General features: G+C 59.8%; 14 protein-coding genes. All 14 read right to left on the bottom strand.

Going from position 1 to position 18,052, the window contains the following annotated elements:
• Positions 1-5 precede the first annotated feature (5 nt).
• Complete coding sequence (gene mraY, locus AAAX34_RS03700; RefSeq protein WP_006234262.1) at positions 6-1,025, bottom strand: phospho-N-acetylmuramoyl-pentapeptide-transferase; 1,020 nt, start codon at positions 1,023-1,025, stop codon at positions 6-8.
• A 3-nt stretch (positions 1,026-1,028) separates the two neighbouring features.
• Positions 1,029-2,453 carry a UDP-N-acetylmuramoyl-tripeptide--D-alanyl-D-alanine ligase gene (gene murF / locus AAAX34_RS03695; protein ID WP_161115921.1) on the bottom strand — a complete coding sequence of 475 codons (1,425 nt, stop codon included), beginning with the start codon at positions 2,451-2,453 and terminating at the stop codon, positions 1,029-1,031.
• 127 nt (positions 2,454-2,580) lie between these two features.
• Positions 2,581-4,281, bottom strand: a complete 1,701-nt coding sequence (locus AAAX34_RS03690; protein WP_230318723.1) for a penicillin-binding protein 2 — start codon at positions 4,279-4,281, stop codon at positions 2,581-2,583.
• 182 nt (positions 4,282-4,463) lie between these two features.
• Entirely contained in the window at positions 4,464-4,934 is a 471-nt protein-coding gene (locus AAAX34_RS03685; protein WP_022094483.1) for a hypothetical protein, read from the bottom strand.
• 90 nt (positions 4,935-5,024) lie between these two features.
• Complete coding sequence (gene rsmH, locus AAAX34_RS03680) at positions 5,025-5,990, bottom strand: 16S rRNA (cytosine(1402)-N(4))-methyltransferase RsmH (protein WP_006234266.1); 966 nt, start codon at positions 5,988-5,990, stop codon at positions 5,025-5,027.
• A 20-nt stretch (positions 5,991-6,010) separates the two neighbouring features.
• Positions 6,011-6,445 (bottom strand): division/cell wall cluster transcriptional repressor MraZ, encoded by a 435-nt coding sequence (locus AAAX34_RS03675; protein ID WP_006234269.1) that lies wholly within the window; start codon positions 6,443-6,445, stop codon positions 6,011-6,013.
• Between the two features lie 462 nt (positions 6,446-6,907).
• Positions 6,908-7,849 carry a site-specific tyrosine recombinase XerD gene (xerD, locus tag AAAX34_RS03670; protein WP_349110003.1) on the bottom strand — a complete coding sequence of 314 codons (942 nt, stop codon included), beginning with the start codon at positions 7,847-7,849 and terminating at the stop codon, positions 6,908-6,910.
• A 2-nt stretch (positions 7,850-7,851) separates the two neighbouring features.
• Entirely contained in the window at positions 7,852-9,513 is a 1,662-nt protein-coding gene (locus tag AAAX34_RS03665; protein ID WP_055286060.1) for a CTP synthase, read from the bottom strand.
• 178 nt (positions 9,514-9,691) lie between these two features.
• Positions 9,692-10,030: a hypothetical protein gene (locus AAAX34_RS03660; RefSeq protein ID WP_161115922.1), complete on the bottom strand. Its 339-nt coding sequence runs from the start codon at positions 10,028-10,030 to the stop codon at positions 9,692-9,694.
• A gap of 256 nt (positions 10,031-10,286) precedes the next feature.
• Positions 10,287-11,768 carry a DUF1846 domain-containing protein gene (locus AAAX34_RS03655; protein ID WP_006234276.1) on the bottom strand — a complete coding sequence of 494 codons (1,482 nt, stop codon included), beginning with the start codon at positions 11,766-11,768 and terminating at the stop codon, positions 10,287-10,289.
• Positions 11,769-12,373: 605 nt separating this feature from the next.
• Positions 12,374-13,852, bottom strand: a complete 1,479-nt coding sequence (locus AAAX34_RS03650) for a YfcC family protein (protein ID WP_161115923.1) — start codon at positions 13,850-13,852, stop codon at positions 12,374-12,376.
• A 147-nt stretch (positions 13,853-13,999) separates the two neighbouring features.
• Positions 14,000-14,995: an ornithine carbamoyltransferase gene (gene argF, locus AAAX34_RS03645; protein WP_349110002.1), complete on the bottom strand. Its 996-nt coding sequence runs from the start codon at positions 14,993-14,995 to the stop codon at positions 14,000-14,002.
• Positions 14,996-15,100: 105 nt separating this feature from the next.
• Positions 15,101-16,342, bottom strand: a complete 1,242-nt coding sequence (gene arcA / locus AAAX34_RS03640) for an arginine deiminase (protein ID WP_006234281.1) — start codon at positions 16,340-16,342, stop codon at positions 15,101-15,103.
• Positions 16,343-16,915: 573 nt separating this feature from the next.
• The gene (locus tag AAAX34_RS03635) at positions 16,916-18,040 is read right to left on the bottom strand and encodes an aminotransferase (RefSeq protein WP_349110001.1); all 1,125 of its coding nucleotides are present in this window, start codon (positions 18,038-18,040) and stop codon (positions 16,916-16,918) included.
• Between the last annotated feature and the right edge of the window lie 12 nt (positions 18,041-18,052).

The following is an 18,052-nucleotide window of genomic DNA, read 5'->3' as shown; positions in this document are numbered from 1 at the left end:
GACCACTATCCCAACTGGAAGAACAAAGCAAGGCCAACGGCACCAAAGGCCGCAGCGATAATCCAAAAACGGATGACGACCTTGGTCTCGGCCCAGCCCTTCTTTTCGAAATGATGATGGATGGGCGCCATAAGGAAGACGCGCTTGTGCGTAAAGTGGAAGTAGACAACCTGAATCATGACCGACAGGGTCTCAACGATAAACAGGCCGCCGATGATGAGGGAGACGACCTCGGTGTTGGTCATGATGGACGTGCAGGCAAACGCGGCGCCCAGGGCAAGCGAGCCGGTATCGCCCATAAAGATGCTCGCCGGATAGCAGTTGAACCACAGAAAGCCCAAGCAGGCACCGGCACACGCGGTGCAGAAGATGGACAGGTTCACGTCTCCGTGCAAAAACGCCATGGCAGCCATGGCGAGCATGGCGATCATGGAGGTGCCGCCAGCAAGACCGTCAAGGCCATCGGTCAGGTTCACGGCATTAGAAAGACCGGCGATCATCAGCCAGCAAAAGACAATGTAGAGCCACGGGAACGAAAGGCCGCAGATGGTGGTCGAAAGAACACCGAGGTCAATCGTCAGGCCGCCGGGAAAACGAATCTCGGGGGCGACGCCGCACCAGTTGACGGCAAGTACCGTAAAGGTGACACAGATAATGGTTAGGCCGATCATCTTGGCATGAGGCGTCAGACCGAGCGAGCGCCCGTGCGTAACGGAGGTCAGGTCGTCGATCAGGCCCAGCACGCCGGTCGCCAGCGTGGCGAGCAGCACGAGCACGAGCTCGGTGGTGAGCTTGCCCATCAGCAGGCAGGTCAGCGAGATCGCGACGAGGATGACAACGCCACCCATGGTGGGCGTTCCCTGCTTAACCAAATGACGCTTGGGGCCGTCGGCACGAACCTGCTGGCCGATACCCTCGACCTTGAGCAGCTTGATCCACCACGGCATGAGCAGCAGCGCAATGGCAGCGGCGATGCCAAGCCCCAAAAAAGCCTGATACGTTGGATACGAGGGATTGCCGAACATGGGCTAGCACACACCTTCCACAAAGCGGTCGAGCTCAACAAAACGGGAACCCTTGACCAGTACAACATCATGTTTTTCAAGCGCGCCGCCCATGCGGTCGAGCACCTGCTGATAATCGGAGAACACCTGGATGCGGTCCTCGTCCATGCCCATCATGCGCGCGGCATCGGCCATAAGCTGGGCCAGCTCACCACCCACGCACGCCAGCATGTCGAGCTTCTTGGCGGCGGCATAGGCGCCCACGAGCTCATGCATGCGAGGAGCCTCATCGCCCATCTCGCCCATCTCGCCCAGGATCGCCATGCGAGACCCCGTGCACGAAAGCGAGCACAGCAGATCGAGGCCAGCAGCCATGGATTCGGCACTGGCGTTATAGGAATCGTCGATGACGCGGGCACCGCTCTTGGCGCGCTTGATCTCTTGGCGGTGACCGGTGATCGTGAGGCCCCTAAAGGCAGCATCGATCTGCTCGGGCGTCACGCCCAGGCGATAGGCAACCGCGGCGGCCTTAACGGCATTTGGGACGGACTGCACGCCGGGGATGGCAAGCATGGTATCGATTGTCTCGCCCTGACCAAAATCGAGCGTAAAGACCGGACGGCCCTCGTCATCAACTCGAACGTCGCGGGCACGGACCTCATCATCGTCCGAGACGCCGGCCAGCATCACGTCGATACCAGCAGGCTGGGCGAACGTATCGCGAATGAACGGCGTAAAGTCGTCCTCGCCGCCCAAAACCAGCAGCGGCAAGAAGTCGCCAGCGGCGCACATACCCTGGACAATCTCGGCCTTAGCGCGGGCGATGTTCTCGCGGCTACCCAAAATGCCGATATGAGAGGTACCAATCTTGCTCACGATGGCAAGGTTGGGATTGGCGGACTGGGACAGGCGCTCGATCTCGTGGAAATGGTTCATGCCCATCTCGAGCACCAGGACCTCGGTATCGGCCGGAGCGGAAAGCACCGTGAGTGGCATGCCGATCAGGTTATTGAAATTGCCCTTGGTGGCCCAGACACGATAGCGCTTGGCGAGCACAGCGGCGAGCACGTCCTTGGTCGTCGTCTTGCCGATGGAACCGGTAATACCAACGACCAGGCAGCCAAGCTCCAGACGGTACGTGTGCGCCAAACGCAGCAGAAACTCCTCGGGATCATCGGTCAGCAAGATGGCACAGCCCTTGTCCTGCGCCAGCGAGACCAGCTCGGCCTCGGGCTCACGCATCATCACGACGGCGCCGGCACCCGACTGGACGGCACGGGAAGCAAAATCATTGCCGTCGACGTTTTCACCGGGAAAGGCGACAAAAATCGTCCCTTCCTCGACCTGGCGCGAGTCGATAACGCACCCGCGGCATACCTGATCGGCTTCTCCCGTCACGGTTCGGGCCCCTGTTGCGGCCGCGAGGTTGTTGACGGCGATCTCTATCATTGCAGCTCCCCTGTAAACCTAATAATGCTATCGGCGTATTGTATCCCAGCGCCGCGCATGCGTGGTGCAGGGCATGTGAACACCCCTCATATGGGACAACAAACCACGCCCCAAAGATTGTAACCCCCTACTTCGTGTGCGGGATACCCAGCACGTCGAGCGCGTTGGCCATAATGGACTGGAACGGCACCGCAGCGGCATCTGAGCCGCTCGGCGTTCCGTCGAGCGTGATATAGCACAGCACCTTGGGCGATTGTGCCGGTGCAAAGCCCATAAAGGACGACATGTAGTTCTCCTTGAGGTAGCCGCCGTTCTCGTCGGCTCGTTCGGCCGTACCGGTCTTACCCGCCACGTCATAGCCGTCAACCGCGCCGCCAACGCCCGTTCCCTCGGACACGACCGTCTGCATGCACGATGTCACCTGGGATGCGGCGTCCTCCGAAATCGCGCGCTCGCCTTCGCCCCAGTCCTTCTCGTCGCCCTTGCTGGACTTATAGAAGTGCGGGGTCATCATCACGCCGCCGTTGGCGATGCCGCCCACGGCACGTGCGATCTCAATCGGCGAGACGGACAGCGCCTGTCCAAAGCTCATCGAACCCAGCGTGGCGCCGTCATACTGGTCACGCTCCTTGACGATGCCCAGGCTCTCGCCCGGAAAATCGACACCGGAGCTGTGACCTATGCCCCACTTGTCCACATAGGCGGCAAAGTCATCCGCACCGATCTTGCGCCCCACCAGGACAAAGCCCACGTTGGACGAACGGCGCATCATCTCGCGCACATCCATGGTCATGGCATAGTCGCGCTTGTCGGCATCGGTGACGGTATCGTCACCCACCTTGATGCTCGCCGGCACCTCAAACGACGTACTCGATCGCACGACGCCCAAGTCGAAGCCGGCGCCCGCCACGAGCGTCTTAAAGACCGAGCCGGGCTCGTAGGCGTCGGTGACCAGGCGCAAGTTCATATCCTCGGTCTTGGCGTTTTCCAGATCGGTCTGGTCGTAGGTCGGGTACGAGCAGGCGGCGAGAATTTCACCAGTCGTGGGGTCGGTGACCAAAGCCGAGCCGTTCTTGGCCTTTGTCTTCTCGACAGCCTCCGCCAAAGCATCCTCAGCCGCTCGCTGCATATTGACGTCGAGCGTCGTCACGATGTCAACGCCGTCGACCGCAGCCACCTTTTTATAGGCACCGCCCGCGATATAGCTGCCGTCCCTCGCGCGCTCGCGCACGAGGGTACCATTCGTGCCGGTCAGAAGCTTGTTGTATTGCTTTTCGAGACCCGTCAAGCCGTCGTTGTCTACATTCACTACACCCAGCACCTGCGATGCCAGATTGCCGTATGGATATACGCGCTTCATGGCCTGCTCAAAAAGCACGCCGGGCAGGTTCTTCTTCTCCAGCGCCGCAGCATCGTCTTCGTCCACCTGGCGCTTGATATACACCCAGGTGCCATCGGACTCGACGAGCTTGCGGCAGGTCTTTTTATCGATTCCAGTTGCCTTGACCAGCGCCGACACCGTCTTGTCAACATCCTCGACAAGCTGCGGGTTCACGGCGATGTTGCGACATTCGACCGACGACGCCAGCACGTTACCGTTGCGGTCGTAGATGGTGCCGCGTTTGGCATAGAGGGTCTGTGCAAGCAGGCGGCGCGCATCGGCACGCTCGCGCAGTTTATCGGCTTCGACAATTTGATAGTCGGCAAGGCGAAAGACGCCCAAGCCCAAACCAAGCCCGATGAAGCCCATGATGGCTTTGCGGCGAGGCAGAGGCGTGCCTGTGAGCCATTCGGTCGACGAACTCTTGCGCGACCTGGTGTTATGCATTTGAGGGCCGTCCGAGCCGCGAAGTCGCGACGCCGGGTCGTTGCCACGGGACTGCCCGGCGTTGTAAGATTGCCGACCCGTTCCTTGATAACCAGAACGTCCCCGCGACGAGGGACGTCCAGAACCGCGGCCCCCATCGGAACCGCGGCGATAGTCATTTGTCATACTCAGCTACCGTCTTGCTACTGAGCGGTCGCGGTCGCGTTGGCGCCCGCGGCTGCATCCTGCGAAAAGTCAAGTGTAACGCTCTCGCTGGGCTCCACCATGCCATAAGCGCCCGCAAGGTCGCGAATGCGCGTGTCGGCGCCATAGACCGAATGCATGACCTCCAGGTCGGAGCTCTCATCGGTCGCCTTTTCGAGCGTGTTGGTAAGCTCGGCGTTGCTGTTGAGCACCTGGGCCGTAACGCCGGCGAGTGCCACGCGGGCGACGCCGATCGTCATGAAGATAGCCGCAATGATGCAAAACGTTTTAAGAACGCTCATGAAAACCGGGCTTACCGCCTGGTTTGCCTGACGGCCCGCGCCCGTGTAGACATCAAAGCGCGGCGTGCGCTGCTCACGGGGAGCAACGGGGGCCTGCGGCGTCTCACGATAGGCGGGCATGGCGTTCATATCATAGGCGAGTGCTGCGCTTGAAGTGTTGTAGCCCATGATATGCCGCCTCCCATCCCGAGTACGTTGGTAGTGTGTTTAAGCTTCGTTTATGGTGCGAGCGGGAGGTCCAATATCGCGCGGTCGCGCCTACAGACGCTGCGCCACGCGGATTTTGGCTGATCTCGCCCGAGGGTTGCGCTCAACCTCATCAGGCTGGGCAACCAAGGGTTTGCGGGTGATGACCTTGAGTATCGGCACGTTGCCGCACACGCACACCGGAATCTCCGGCGGACACGTGCACCCCTGGCTCATCTCCTTAAAGTGGTTCTTTACGATACGGTCCTCGAGCGAGTGATACGAGATGACGCAGATACGTCCGCCCGGGTTGAGCCACCTGGTGGCGGCATCAAGCCCTCGTTCGAGCACATCGAGCTCGTGATTGACCTCGATGCGAATGGCCTGGAAACTTTTCTTGGCCGGGTGTCCGCCATGCCGACGAGCGGCAGCCGGGATACCCGCCTTGATGATCTCGACAAATTGGCCGGTGGTTTCGATCGGTTCTTGCTCGCGGCGGCGCACGATCTCGCGCGCAATCTGCGAGGCGAACTTCTCTTCTCCGTAGACGCGTAGAATCCGGGCGAGGTCGTGTTCGTTATAGGTGTTGATGACCTCAGCTGCGTTTAAGGTGTTATTACCCGGATCCATCCGCATGTCCAATGGGGCGTCCTCGTTATACGAAAAGCCCCTGCCAGGGATATCGAGTTGCGGTGACGAAACGCCCAAATCGAACAGGAAGCCATCGACCCCGGGCACCTCGGCCGAGCAAAGCAGCTCGTCCAAGTCGCCGAAGTTGCCCTTCAGCAGCTGGTGCGGAACGCCGGGAACCTCGCGGTCCAGACGGGCACCAGCGGCCTCGAGGGCCATGTCGTCCTGATCGACGCCGAGCAAAAGGCCCGTCTCCCCCACCTGCGCGGCCATCTTTACCGAATGGCCGGCACCGCCAAGGGTGCAATCGCAGACAACGGAGCCGCTCTTTAGCCGCAGCGACTCAAGCACTTCGCCGAGCATGACAGGTTCATGCCGATATTCTTGTGTCAAGATCCCACGCTCCATCCGTTACCCGTGCCTTGCCCTTACGAGAAGAAGAGGTCCAGCAGGGCCTCATCGTCATCGTCCTCATCGGCCGCGGCGCGATCCCAAACCTCAAGGTGGTCGTAGTTGCCCACAACCGTGACCTCGCGGTCGAGGTTCGCCTGCTTGCGGAGAGACTCGGAAAGACCGATACGACCGGCGCTGTCCACGTCCATCGACGTGGTGCGCTTGTTGATCGCCCTCATGAGCTTCTGGTCGTTGATGTCACGCGGGTTAAAACCCTCGTGGCCCTCACGACCCGCGAAGAGTCCTTCGACCCACTTATCGAAGGCCTCGGCAGAGAACACGTACAGAGCATCGACATCCAGGGCTTTGAACACGCGAACGTGCTCTCCAAGCTCCTCGCGAAGGGGTGCAGGCAGGGACAGACGACCTTTTGCATCGAGATTGCGCTCGTATGCACCCGTCATTCCCATGTGCGCCCTCCCCTCGGTTACTCAGATGGCACGTACGCGGGGAACCGCCCCGCCTGTCGACGTCATCAATAATATGGGGAACCGCCCCATTTTTCAACACCTTTCCCCACCCCTTCCCCCACCCCGCCCCACCACTCCACCCTCAATATGTTGTAAAACACCCCCGAGCATATGTTCGAGAACACAATATGTTGTGTTTGCAGCAAAGGCGTGATGCCACCTGTAGAACCACGCCCGCGAACCTCAACCTTCAAGTTGACCTTGAGGCGATTTTTACGTCCCTTTACACGCCGTTCACATCGCCCCCAAACTCCCCCACCCAAGGCCCGTGCGGCCCACCACCGCGACGCCAAGTGGCGAAAAATGGGACGGGCCCCAGATTGCCCATGCGCGCGCAAAAGCACGCCGCGGCAATCTGGAGCCCGTCCCCAAATACCTATAAATATGCAGGTCAGCGATGTGTTAACAATGTGCCAGCGGGTGCGCCGCCAAATAGACCTCGGTCAGTTGCGTACGATCGACATGCGTGTAGACCTGCGTGGTCGATATATCGGCATGTCCCAAGATCTCCTGTAGCACACGGAGGTCTGCGCCGCCCGCAAGCATATGGGTGGCAAAGGAGTGACGCAGCGTATGGGGATGGAGCCCCACCAGTCCCACCTGGCGCCCGTAGCGCTCACAGATGGCATGGATGCCCTGGCGCGACAGACGGCGGCCGTTCTTATTTAAAAAGACCGCCGAGGTCTCGGTTCCGCGGGCATGGGCCGCCAAGCGAGAACGCCCCTCAGTTACATAAAGCGTCAGAGCTCGCGCCGCGCTTCCCACCAGCGGGGACAGGCGTTCCTTCGAGCCCTTACCGCGAACGAGCACAAAGCCATCGTCGATATGGATATCGCCCACATCGAGTCCCACCAACTCGCTCACACGCAAACCGCATCCGTAGAGCACTTCCAAGATGGCATGGTCGCGCAAGCCCATCTCGCCCTCGGGGAAGTCTTGATCGAGCAGCGCCGAGACATCCTCCACCGATAGATACTCCGGCAAACGCTCAGCCTTTTTAGGCAGGCGCAACGCCGCCGTTGGATTTTGGGCCACAGCCCCATCGCGCACCAAAAAGGCATGCAGGCCCTTCACGGCCGCAAGCGCACGCTCCACCGAGGCATCCGAATAGCCCCCATCGCGACGGTCGGCGACAAAGCCCTCCACGACCTGACGGGTCACCTCTTCAAAAGACACAATACCCACCCGCTCCAGATAGGCGCAGTACGTCGTCAGGTCACGACGATAGGCCGCAATCGTGTTGCGCGCCAAACCCCGCTCGACCGCAAGGTAATCGAGATACTCCCCCGCCGCCACGGCGAGCGACGAGGGAGTAGCTTCGGTATGTTCCTTATTCGCCGGCACCCTTAGTCCGTAGCGAGGTTCATGGGCGTCACCTGCAGACGGTCGACACCCTCGTGCTGGCCGATCGAAGCGCGCACGAACTCGCGGAACAGCGGCTGCGGGTTGGTCGGGCGGCTCTTGAACTCGGGATGAGCCTGGGTTGCCACATACCACGGATGCACATCGCGCGGCAGCTCGACCATCTCGACCAGGCGCTCGTCAGGCGACAGACCCGAGATAACCAAACCGGCGTCCTCGAGCTGGTCACGGAAGGCGTTGTTGAACTCAAAGCGGTGACGGTGACGCTCGTAGACGAGCTCCTCGCCATATGCCTCGCGAGCAAGGGTATCGGCGGCGAGCTTGCACGGATAGGCGCCCAGGCGCATGGTGCCGCCCTTCTCGGTCACGTCCTCCTGCGAGCTCATCAGATCGATGACGCTAAACGGGCCGTCCGGATCGAACTCGGAGGAGCTGGCGCCGGCAAGGCCGACGACGTTGCGGGCGAACTCGCACACGGCCACCTGCATACCCAGGCAAATGCCCAGATACGGAATCTTGTGCTCACGGGCAAACTCGGCCGCGAGGATCTTGCCCTCCAGGGCGCGCTTGCCAAAGCCGCCGGGGACCAGGATGCCCGAGGCGTCGCCCAAAACCTCGGAGACATTCTGCTCGTCGAGGCTCTCGCCGTCGACCAGCTGGACGTCCACATGGCGATCGTAGAAGACGCCCGCATGGTGCAGGGCCTCGATAACCGACAGGTACGCATCGGGCAGCTGCGTGTACTTACCCACGACGGCGATCTTCACCTTGTCGGCGTGATGGTTGGCGTGATTCTGTTTGCGCAGGAACTCGTTCCACTCGCTCATGTCGCGCTCACGCGGATCCAGACCCAGGCGTTCGCAAATGCGCAGGTCAAAGTCCTGCTCGGCAAGCAGCTGCGGAACATCGTAAATGCTCGCGCAGTCCTCGTTGGTAAAGACGCAATCGGTGTCGACGTCGCAGAAGCTTGCGATCTTTCCGCGGATAGCGTCATCGATATGGTGGTCGGAGCGCAGCACGATGATATCGGGCTGGATGCCAAAGCTGCGGAGCTCCTTGACGGAATGCTGCGTGGGCTTGGTCTTGACCTCGTGGGCGGCGGCGATATAGGGAACGAGCGACACGTGGATGTAGCAGACGTTCTCGGGGCCGGCCTCCTTGCGGTACTGGCGGATGGCCTCGACAAACGGCTGCGACTCGATGTCGCCGATCGTGCCGCCCAGCTCGGTGATGACTACATCGGAGCCGGTCTGCTCCTCGATGCGGCGGAACTTGTCCTTAATGGCATTGGTGACGTGAGGAATCACCTGCACGGTACCGCCCAAAAAGTCGCCGCGACGCTCGCGGGCGATCAAGCTCTTATAGATGGCGCCGGTCGTAAAGTTGGAATCGCGGGTCAGGTTCTCATCAATAAAGCGCTCGTAATGACCCAGGTCCAGGTCGGACTCGTAACCATCCTCGGTAACGAAGACCTCACCATGCTGGAAGGGGCTCATGGTACCGGGGTCGACGTTCAGATACGGGTCGGCCTTCTGCATCGTTACTTTGTAGCCACGCGACTTGAGCAGACGGCCCAGCGAGGCCGCGGTGATACCCTTGCCCAGGGACGAAACCACGCCACCGGTTACGAACACATGCTTGGTCATATTGAGTTACCTGCGCTTCCCGTAGAAGTTGTTTATCCACATCTTACGGGTCTTCATTGTAATACTCGCGCCGCGGACCGTTCGCAATTTTTCTCGCGTGCGATTGCATTTCTCAATCTTGAAACAAAACGCCGCCCGGTTTCCCAGGCGGCGTCGCTGTGGCAAGGGTTACATGCTGCTATCGATCAGCAACCTCGTCCTCAAGCATTTCTTGAACGAGCATGCCGGTACGGACGCCCTCAAGATACCACTCGCCACGTTCGGTGAGGCAAATGCCATTTGCAAGCTGACCGCCGTCGTCGCTATAACGCGAGACGACATCAATCATGCCTTCGGAATCCAAGCGATCGATTGCGGCGCGGACACGATACGGCGAAACCCCCACGCGCTCGGCAAGCGTTTTGCGCGAGAAACCATACGGCCCGCCATTGTCTTCGGTTTGCTGGTCGATCTCCATCAACACCAGCACCTCGACACGCTTCATATCGTTGACACTCGCACGACCCTTGCCCGCCATAGCAGCCTCCTCAAACCGAGCACGAGCATCTAACGCGCCGTGCGCGACCGACACACCTCACGATGGCAGGTAATATCCATCATGCGGCATCCCGCTAAGGATGAAACAGTTACGGTTATTGTATACCGCTCAAATTGTTTCTAGGCAGGTAAACAGCTATTTTTCGCCGAAATAGGCGCTTTATTGATCAAAAAGCCGTACCGGACGCTAACCCGATACGGCCAAAATGCAATGCAATTACCGCGGTGCTTCAAACTTAGCGATGGAAGAAACCGCGGCGCTCAAACTTGGGCTCGCAGCACACGTTGATACCCAGTTTGCGCAGTACCGTCTCGTCCGTCGGCGAGATAATCACGCTAAAGAAGGCATCGCAACCGCGCAGCTGCTCCAGGCCCGAAAGGACGCGAGCGGCCGTCTCACTCGTGGCCGAGGTGATCGACAGCGCCATAAGCGTCTCGTCGGTGTGGAGGCGCGGGTTTTTGCTGCCCAGGAAATGCGTCTTGAGCTTGCTGATGGGCTCGATCGCCTCATCGCTGATAACCTCGAGCTCAAGGTCGACGCCCGAGACGTGCTTGAGGGCGTTCATAATGAGCGAACTTGCGGCGCCCAGGCGCGTGGAGGTCTTACCGGTCACCACGGAGCCATCGGGCATGACCATGGCACCCACGGGACCACCCGTCAGTTGCTCCCTGGTGAGGGCCGCCGAGCGCGCCGGTGAGTAGTTCTTATCGATGCCGGCTTTCTTCATAATAATCTTGAGACGGTCGACTTGCTCATCGCCCACGCCGGTACGGCGCACATTTTCGACCGCGGTAAAGTAGCGGCGGACAATCTCCATCTTGGAAGCGTCGCGGCAGGCATCGTCATCGGTGATGGCAAAGCCGACCATATTGACGCCCATGTCCGTAGGGCTCTGGTAGGGGCTCTTGCCCAGGATCTTTTCCATCAGGGCACGGACTACCGGGAAGGCCTCGACGTCGCGGTTGTAGTTGACCGTGGTCTTGTTGTAGGCCTCAAGGTGGAACGAATCGATGATATTGGCGTCGTCGAGGTCAGCCGTGGCGGCCTCGTAGGCAATATTGACCGGATGCGTCAGAGGAAGATTCCAGACCGGGAAGGTCTCGAACTTGGCATAGCCGGCGGCGGTACCGTGCTTATGCTCGTGATACAGCTGCGAGAGGCAAGTAGCGAGCTTGCCCGAGCCGGGGCCGGGTGCCGTCACGACAACGAGCGGACGCGTGGTCTCGACAAACTCGTTCTTGCCGTAGCCATCGTCGGACACGATCAGATCGACATCGTGCGGATACCCCTCGATGGGATAGTGCAGCTTGGCGGGAATACCGAGCGCGTTCAAGCGGTTGCGGAACACATCGGCAGCAGGCTGGCCGGCGTACTGGGTGATGACCACAGCCGCGACGGCAAAGCCGTTGCCGCGGAACAGGTCAACCAGGCGCAGCACATCCTCGTCATAGGTAATGCCAAGGTCACCACGAGCCTTGTTTTTCTCGATGTGGTTCGCGTTGATCGCGATGATAACCTCGACATCGTCGGCGATGCTCTTGAGCATGCGGAACTTGCTGTCCGGTTCAAAACCCGGCAGCACGCGGCTCGCATGATAGTCATCGAACAGCTTGCCGCCAAACTCCAAATAGAGCTTGCCACCAAACTGTGAGATGCGCTCCTTAATGTGAGCAGCCTGCAGCTCGATATACTTCGCGTTGTCGAAACCCTGGCGCATATATGGCTCCCGTCCCGTTTCCATTTAATGTTCTAGGCGATTATAACGGAGCAGACCCTCCCCAACGCCCAAGCAATCAACTGGCACCAACCAAACACGCCATCGATAAGTTGCGGTGAAATAGTTCCCGTTTAACCCCTCAAGACGGCCAAACAGGAACTATTCCACCGCAACTTCCCCTTTTTGGTTCAAACAAACCTGGCCTTTGTATCAATAATGGAAACGTCGCAGGTTGAGCATAAGCCAGCGAAAGCCCACCAGAGTAGGCAAAGCGCCCTCTGCACCAACAATGGAAAGCGCCGCAGGCAGAGGACGGACAGCGAGCGCCGTCCAGAACGTACAAGTTGGCATGAAAAAGGCGAGGCATAGACCTTTTGGTCATGCCTTGCCTTTTGAATGACAAATTGTCGTTCTGGACGGCGCGTAGCGTCGACCGGTTCCGCGGTTTGGTAAAACCGCGGAACAAAAAGTCGCCCCCTCCCGCGCACGGAACGGGAGGGGGCTAAAGGTAGGAGTCTACCGGTGGGTTGACCCCACCGGACAGACGATGACCAGGTGATCCTTTACAGGATCGTCAAGGTTTCCGTGGGGTACCCGTTGGGTACTTAGAGCAACACGCAGGCGACGGTCAGGATGATGGCGCAGACGACGGAGAGCGCGACGATGAGCTTAAGGGCAAACTTGAGCCAGGTCGTCCACTCGATCTTGGCCAGGGCGAGACCGCCCATGATGGCGCCGGAGGTCGGGGTGAACAGGTTCACGACACCGATGGCGGCGGAGAAGATCATGACCATGACCTCGGGCGAGAAGCCGAGCTTAACAGCCAGCGGTCCCATGATGGGCATGGAGACGGTGGCCATACCGGAGGTCGAGGGGATCAGGAAGGACAGGCCGAAGTAGACCAGGAAGCTCATGGGAGCGAAGATCACACCGGACAGGCCAGCCAGGGCATTGGCGGCAGCGTCGAGGACGTAGACGTCGAGGCCGGTGTTAGCCATGAGGACAGAGATACCACGAGCGAGGGCGATGACGAGAACAACGGACATCATGTCGGCAGCGCCGGTGATGAAGGTGTTGACGATCTGCTTCTCGGACAGGCCACCGATGATACCGATCAGGACAGCCATGAGAAAGAACCAGGTGGAAGCCTCGTCGAAGTACCACTGGCCAATGGGCAGGCCGGTGATCAGGGCAGACCAGCCCTGGACGACGGCGTTACCGTCGGCATCGTAGACAGCGCCAGCGTCAAAGAAGTTGGCGACGCCCTCGTTGAGGTCGGCCAGCGGGATGAAGCCGACGATCATGACGACGAAGGTGAAGGCAAAGGCGATCAGAACACCCTTCTGACGACCGGTGAGCTTGACCTCATTGTGAACCTCGGAAGCAGCCTTGCCGTGAGCCTCTTCGGCGTCCTTGAGCTCCTGCATCGACAGGATGGTGGAACCCTTGTCAGCCTTGACCTTCTTGGCATAGCTCATGACGAAGAAGATGGACATAGCAGTGGTAACAATCCACAGGACGGCACCGAGGCCGATGATGATGGACTGGTTGACCTCAATGCCAACGCCGGTCAGAGCGTCGACGGCAGCGCCGACGGCGAACGGGTTAACCGTGGAGCCCAGGCAGCCGCAGCCAGCGCCGAGCAGGACGGTGGCGGCACCGACCATCGGGTCGAAGCCAGCGGCCATCATGGTAGCGGCAAGCAAGGCGTAGAAGGGAACGGTCTCCTCGCACATACCATAGGTGGTACCACCGAGGGAGAAGATGAGCATCAGCACGGGAATGAGCATGATCTCATTACCCTTAAGCTTCTGCACCAGGACGGCGATGCCGTTGTCCAGGGCGCCGGTCTCGGTCATCATGCCGAGGAAGCCGCCCAGGATCATAACGAAGAGGCAGACGGGCAGAGCGTCAGCGAAGCCCTTAATCGGGGCGGTGCAGAAATCGCTCAGACGGGCGGCAGTAACCGCGCCACCGGACGTGCCGGAGACGATAACGGTAATCACTGCGACAATTGCCAGCAGAGCAAGAAGAATGGTGAACGATGAAGGCATACCGCGCTTTTTCTTAGCGGTCTCAGTCATAGTTCTCATCCCCCCTTCATAAATCATTTACTGATCTCGCCCGAAGCGGCTCTTCCGTGCCGTGCCTGCCGCCTGGTGCGAGATATTTACCAGACAAAGCCGCTCGGGGTGTGCAGCAAGACACCCCGAGCGAGATGCTAGATGCTCTTACTTGAGCGTGGCGTACATGACAGCCTTGATGGTGTGCATGCGGTTCTCGGCCTCGTCGAAGACCTTGGAAGCGGGGCTCTCGAAGACCTCGTCGGTGACCTCCTGCTCGGTGATGCCGAACTGCTCGCACTTCTCGGCGCCAATGGTGGTGTTGGTGTCGTGGAAGCTGGGCAGGCAGTGCAGGAAGATGGCGCCCGGGTTGGCCATAGCCATGACCTCGGAGGTAACACGATACGGGGTGAGCTGAGCGATACGCTCGGCCCAGACCTCGTCGGGCTCGCCCATGGAGACCCACACGTCGGTGTAGATAACGTCGGCACCGGTGACGCCGTCCTTGACGTCGGTGGTCAGCTTGATGGTGCAACCGTTGGCCTCGGCGATGGGCTTGCAGGCCTCGATGACGTCGTCGGCGGGCATGCACTCCTCGGGGCCGCAGGCCACGAAGTTCATGCTGAGCTTGGAGCAGACGACCATGAGGGAGCGAGCGACGTTGTTCTTGCAGTCGCCCATGAAGACGAGGGTCTTGCCCTTGATGTCGTAGTTGAAGTTCTCCTGGACGGTCAGGATATCGGCGAGCATCTGGGTGGGATGCCACTCAGTGGTCAGGCCGTTCCACACGGGCACGCCGGACTTAGCAGCGAGCTCCTCGACGTCGTCCTGGGCAAAGCCACGGAACTCGATGCCGTCATACATGCGGCCGAGAACGCGGGCGGTGTCCTCGATGGACTCCTTCTTGCCCATCTGCGACGAACCGGGATCGAGATAGGTCACGCCCATGCCCAGGTCCATGCCGCCGACCTCGAAGGCGCAGCGGGTACGAGTGGAGGTCTTCTGGAAGAGCAGAACGATGTTCTTGCCCTCGAGATAGCGATGCGGAACGCCAGCGCGCTTCATATCCTTGAAGTTCTTGGAGAGCTTGAGCAGGTACTCGATCTCCTCGGTGGTGAGGTCGAGAAGCTTGAGGAAGCTACGGCCGGAGAGGTTAACACCCATGGTTCGATTCCTTTCGAAGAAATGAATTACGTAAGTATCAGTGTTGCCCGTTTAACGGGCGAAGCCGGTGCGGTTGTAGGGGGACCGCACCGGAAACGGAAAGACTTAGAGGTCCTCGCGCCAGAAGGGCATGCTCATGCAGCGCGGGCCGCCGCGGCCGCGGGAGAGCTCTGCGGAGGGCACGACGAGAAGGTCCAGGCCCTCCTTGTACAGCACGTCGTTGGTGACGGTGTTGCGGGCGTAGACGCAGATCTTGCCGGGCTCGACGCACAGGGTGTTGGAGCCGTCGTTCCACTGCTCGCGGGAGGCCGCGATCGGGTCGCCGCCGCCGCAGGGGATCAGCTTGACCTGGTCGACGCCGGTGGCGTCCTCCAGGACGTGCTCGAGGGTGTCCTCGATCAGGCGGATGTTCACGTCGCCCGGGTTCTTGCCGGCGGTCAGCTCGTAGACGCGCAGGGTGCCCATGATGGCGGGGTGGATCGTGAACTTATCGACGTCGATCTGGGTGAAGACCGTGTCGAGGTGCATGAAGGCGCGCGAGACCGGGATGTCGAAGGCCAGGATGCGCTCGACCTTGGAGTCGGAGTTCCAGAAGATGTTCTGGGCCATGACGTCGATCGCGGCGGCCTGGGTGCGCTGGGAGATGCCGACGGCGAGGGTCTTCTCGTTGATGTTCAGCACGTCGCCGCCCTCGGTGTGGAACTGGCAGTCGCGGCGGAAGTACAGCGAGACGTCCTTGTAGTCGGGGTGGTACTTGAAGACGTACTTGCCGTACAGGGTCTCGCGGTTGCGGGTGACCGAGTACATGCGGTTGAGATTGACGCCCTCGCCGACGACCGCGAACGGGTCGCGGGTGAAGTAGAGGTTGGGCATCGGGTCGATGATCAGGTCGGACTCGGACTCGGAGTTGACCAGGGAGTCGAGGGTCGTGGAGGCCGTGAGGGGCATGTCGATCTCGGACTTGGTCATGCCGGCCATGGTCTTCTTGACGAACTCGAGGTTGTCCTCGATGGAGTCCAGCTTCTCGCGGACGATCTGCGGCATGTGCTGGCCGCGGATGCCGGCCTCGGCGATGTACTGGTCGGTGAACTCGGCGCGGGCGCCGGGGACCTGGTCGAACACCTCGGCGACGAGGTTCTCGAGATAGAGGACCTCCACGCCCTGGTCCCTCAGGATCTGGGCGAAGGTGTCGTGCTCCTGCTGCGCGACCTCCAGGAACGGGACGTCGTCGAACAGGAGTCGCTCGAGCTCGTCGGGCGGCAGGTTGAGGAGCTCGTCGCCGGGACGGTGCAGGCAGACCTTCCTGAGCTTGCCGATCTCGGAAGGCACGTGCAGACCTTTCGTCATGGCCTCCTACCTTTCTTTCGGGCCCTTGTCAGGGCCGATTCGTTAGCGCCCCTCCGTGTGAGGCGTTATTGCTGACGACATATTTATATCCAAAATCAGCTCATACTTCCACCTTGCCACCGAACGGTTTTTTATAGGGGGTGAACGGCATACACATATACTTCACGCATGGCACACTTCATCTTAATAAAGCGTATTTACGTGCTTAAACGCGTTTTCAATCCTAAAATCAAATGGAACTAAACTTTGCTAAACCACCCTCATATTGCATATTTCCAATAAAGCTATGAATAGAATTAGCGGTTCATACCGTGTCTCAACCATTTTCATTTTTATTCAGAAAAAAGTTTGTCCTATTCATTTCTGGTAAATAAATTACCGTTTACCAGACGCTTGATACCGTTCACCGGAAACTCAGTATAAGGCCCAGCGGATACCGACTCGCTTTACGGCTCCATTTGTAACAACTTGACTTCTCGGTATAGAAAAACGGACCCGCTTCACTAGGGAAACGGGTCCGTTTTCGATTATCTTCGGCTAATTTGGATAAGGCCCTCGAAGATCATCGGAATCCTAGCGATCGAACTCCGCCAGTGCCTCGCCCAAAAGCCTCAGGCCCTCGCGCAGAACGTCCTCGCTCGCGCAGTAGCCCAGGCGTGCGCCGCAGGGAAGCTCAAAACGGCTACCGGGGACCAGCAGCACTCCCCTCTCGGACAGCAGGCGCCTGCAGAACTCCTCGTCATCCTCGGGAATATCCAGCTGGATAAACGAGGTGGACACGCCCTGCGGGGCCGTCCAGGAAACGCGATGCTGCGTATCGATCCAAGCCTGTGCGATATCGCGGTTGCCAAACACGATCTTGCGATTGCGCTCGAGAATCTTATCCTTGTGCTCAAGCACATAGGTCGCCAGGGCATCGTTGAACACGCCGCCGCAGATCATGGTGTAATCGCGATAGGTACGGATGCGGTTGGACACCTCTTCGTCGGCCAGGACCCAGCCCACGCGGGCCGCAGGCGTCGAATAGGTCTTCGACAACGAGTTGGTGACAATGGCCCTCTCGTACACGTCGACCATCGACATAAAGGACTCAGTGCTTTCGAGCGGCAGATACACCTCGTCGCACAGCACGTAGGCGCCCACCGAACGGGCGATCTCGGCAATCTGGCCGAGCATATCGGCATCGAGCACCGTACCGATGGGGTTCGATGCGTTGTTTATGCAGATAAGCTTGGTGTTGGGGCGCACCAAGCGCTTGAGTTCCTCGATATCGGGCTTCCAGCCGAGTTCCTCGCGAAGCTCCCAATACTCGACCTCGGCGCCCAGCGTGCGCGGAATCTCGTAGAGCGGCGCGTAGGTGGGCCACTCGGCGATAACATGGTCGCTGGGCTCGACCACAGCCATGATGGCGTTGAGGTTAGCGCCCGTGCAGCCATTGGTCTGCAGAATGTGATCGGGATTGACCTCCCGACGATACAGCTTGGCAACCTCGGCCTTAAACTCCGGCGAGCCCTCGATCCAGCCGTAGTTCATCTTCTCGCGGTCCAGGCGCTCGTAGAACGTGGCGCCGTCCTGTTCATCGAGCGCGCGCAGCTCGCCCATGGTGAGCGACGAGATCGTCGACTGGGCGATGTCCCACGTGGCGCTCTTCTCCCAAACGTTGAGCCATTCCTCAACGCCAATCGTCTTGATGTCCATGGCCAAGCTCCT

The organism is Collinsella sp. CLA-ER-H4 (assembly GCF_040092395.1).
Lineage (GTDB): Bacteria > Actinomycetota > Coriobacteriia > Coriobacteriales > Coriobacteriaceae > Collinsella.
The sequence above is the reverse complement of the archived record's forward strand: the minus strand, read 5'-3'. Positions and strand labels throughout refer to the sequence as shown.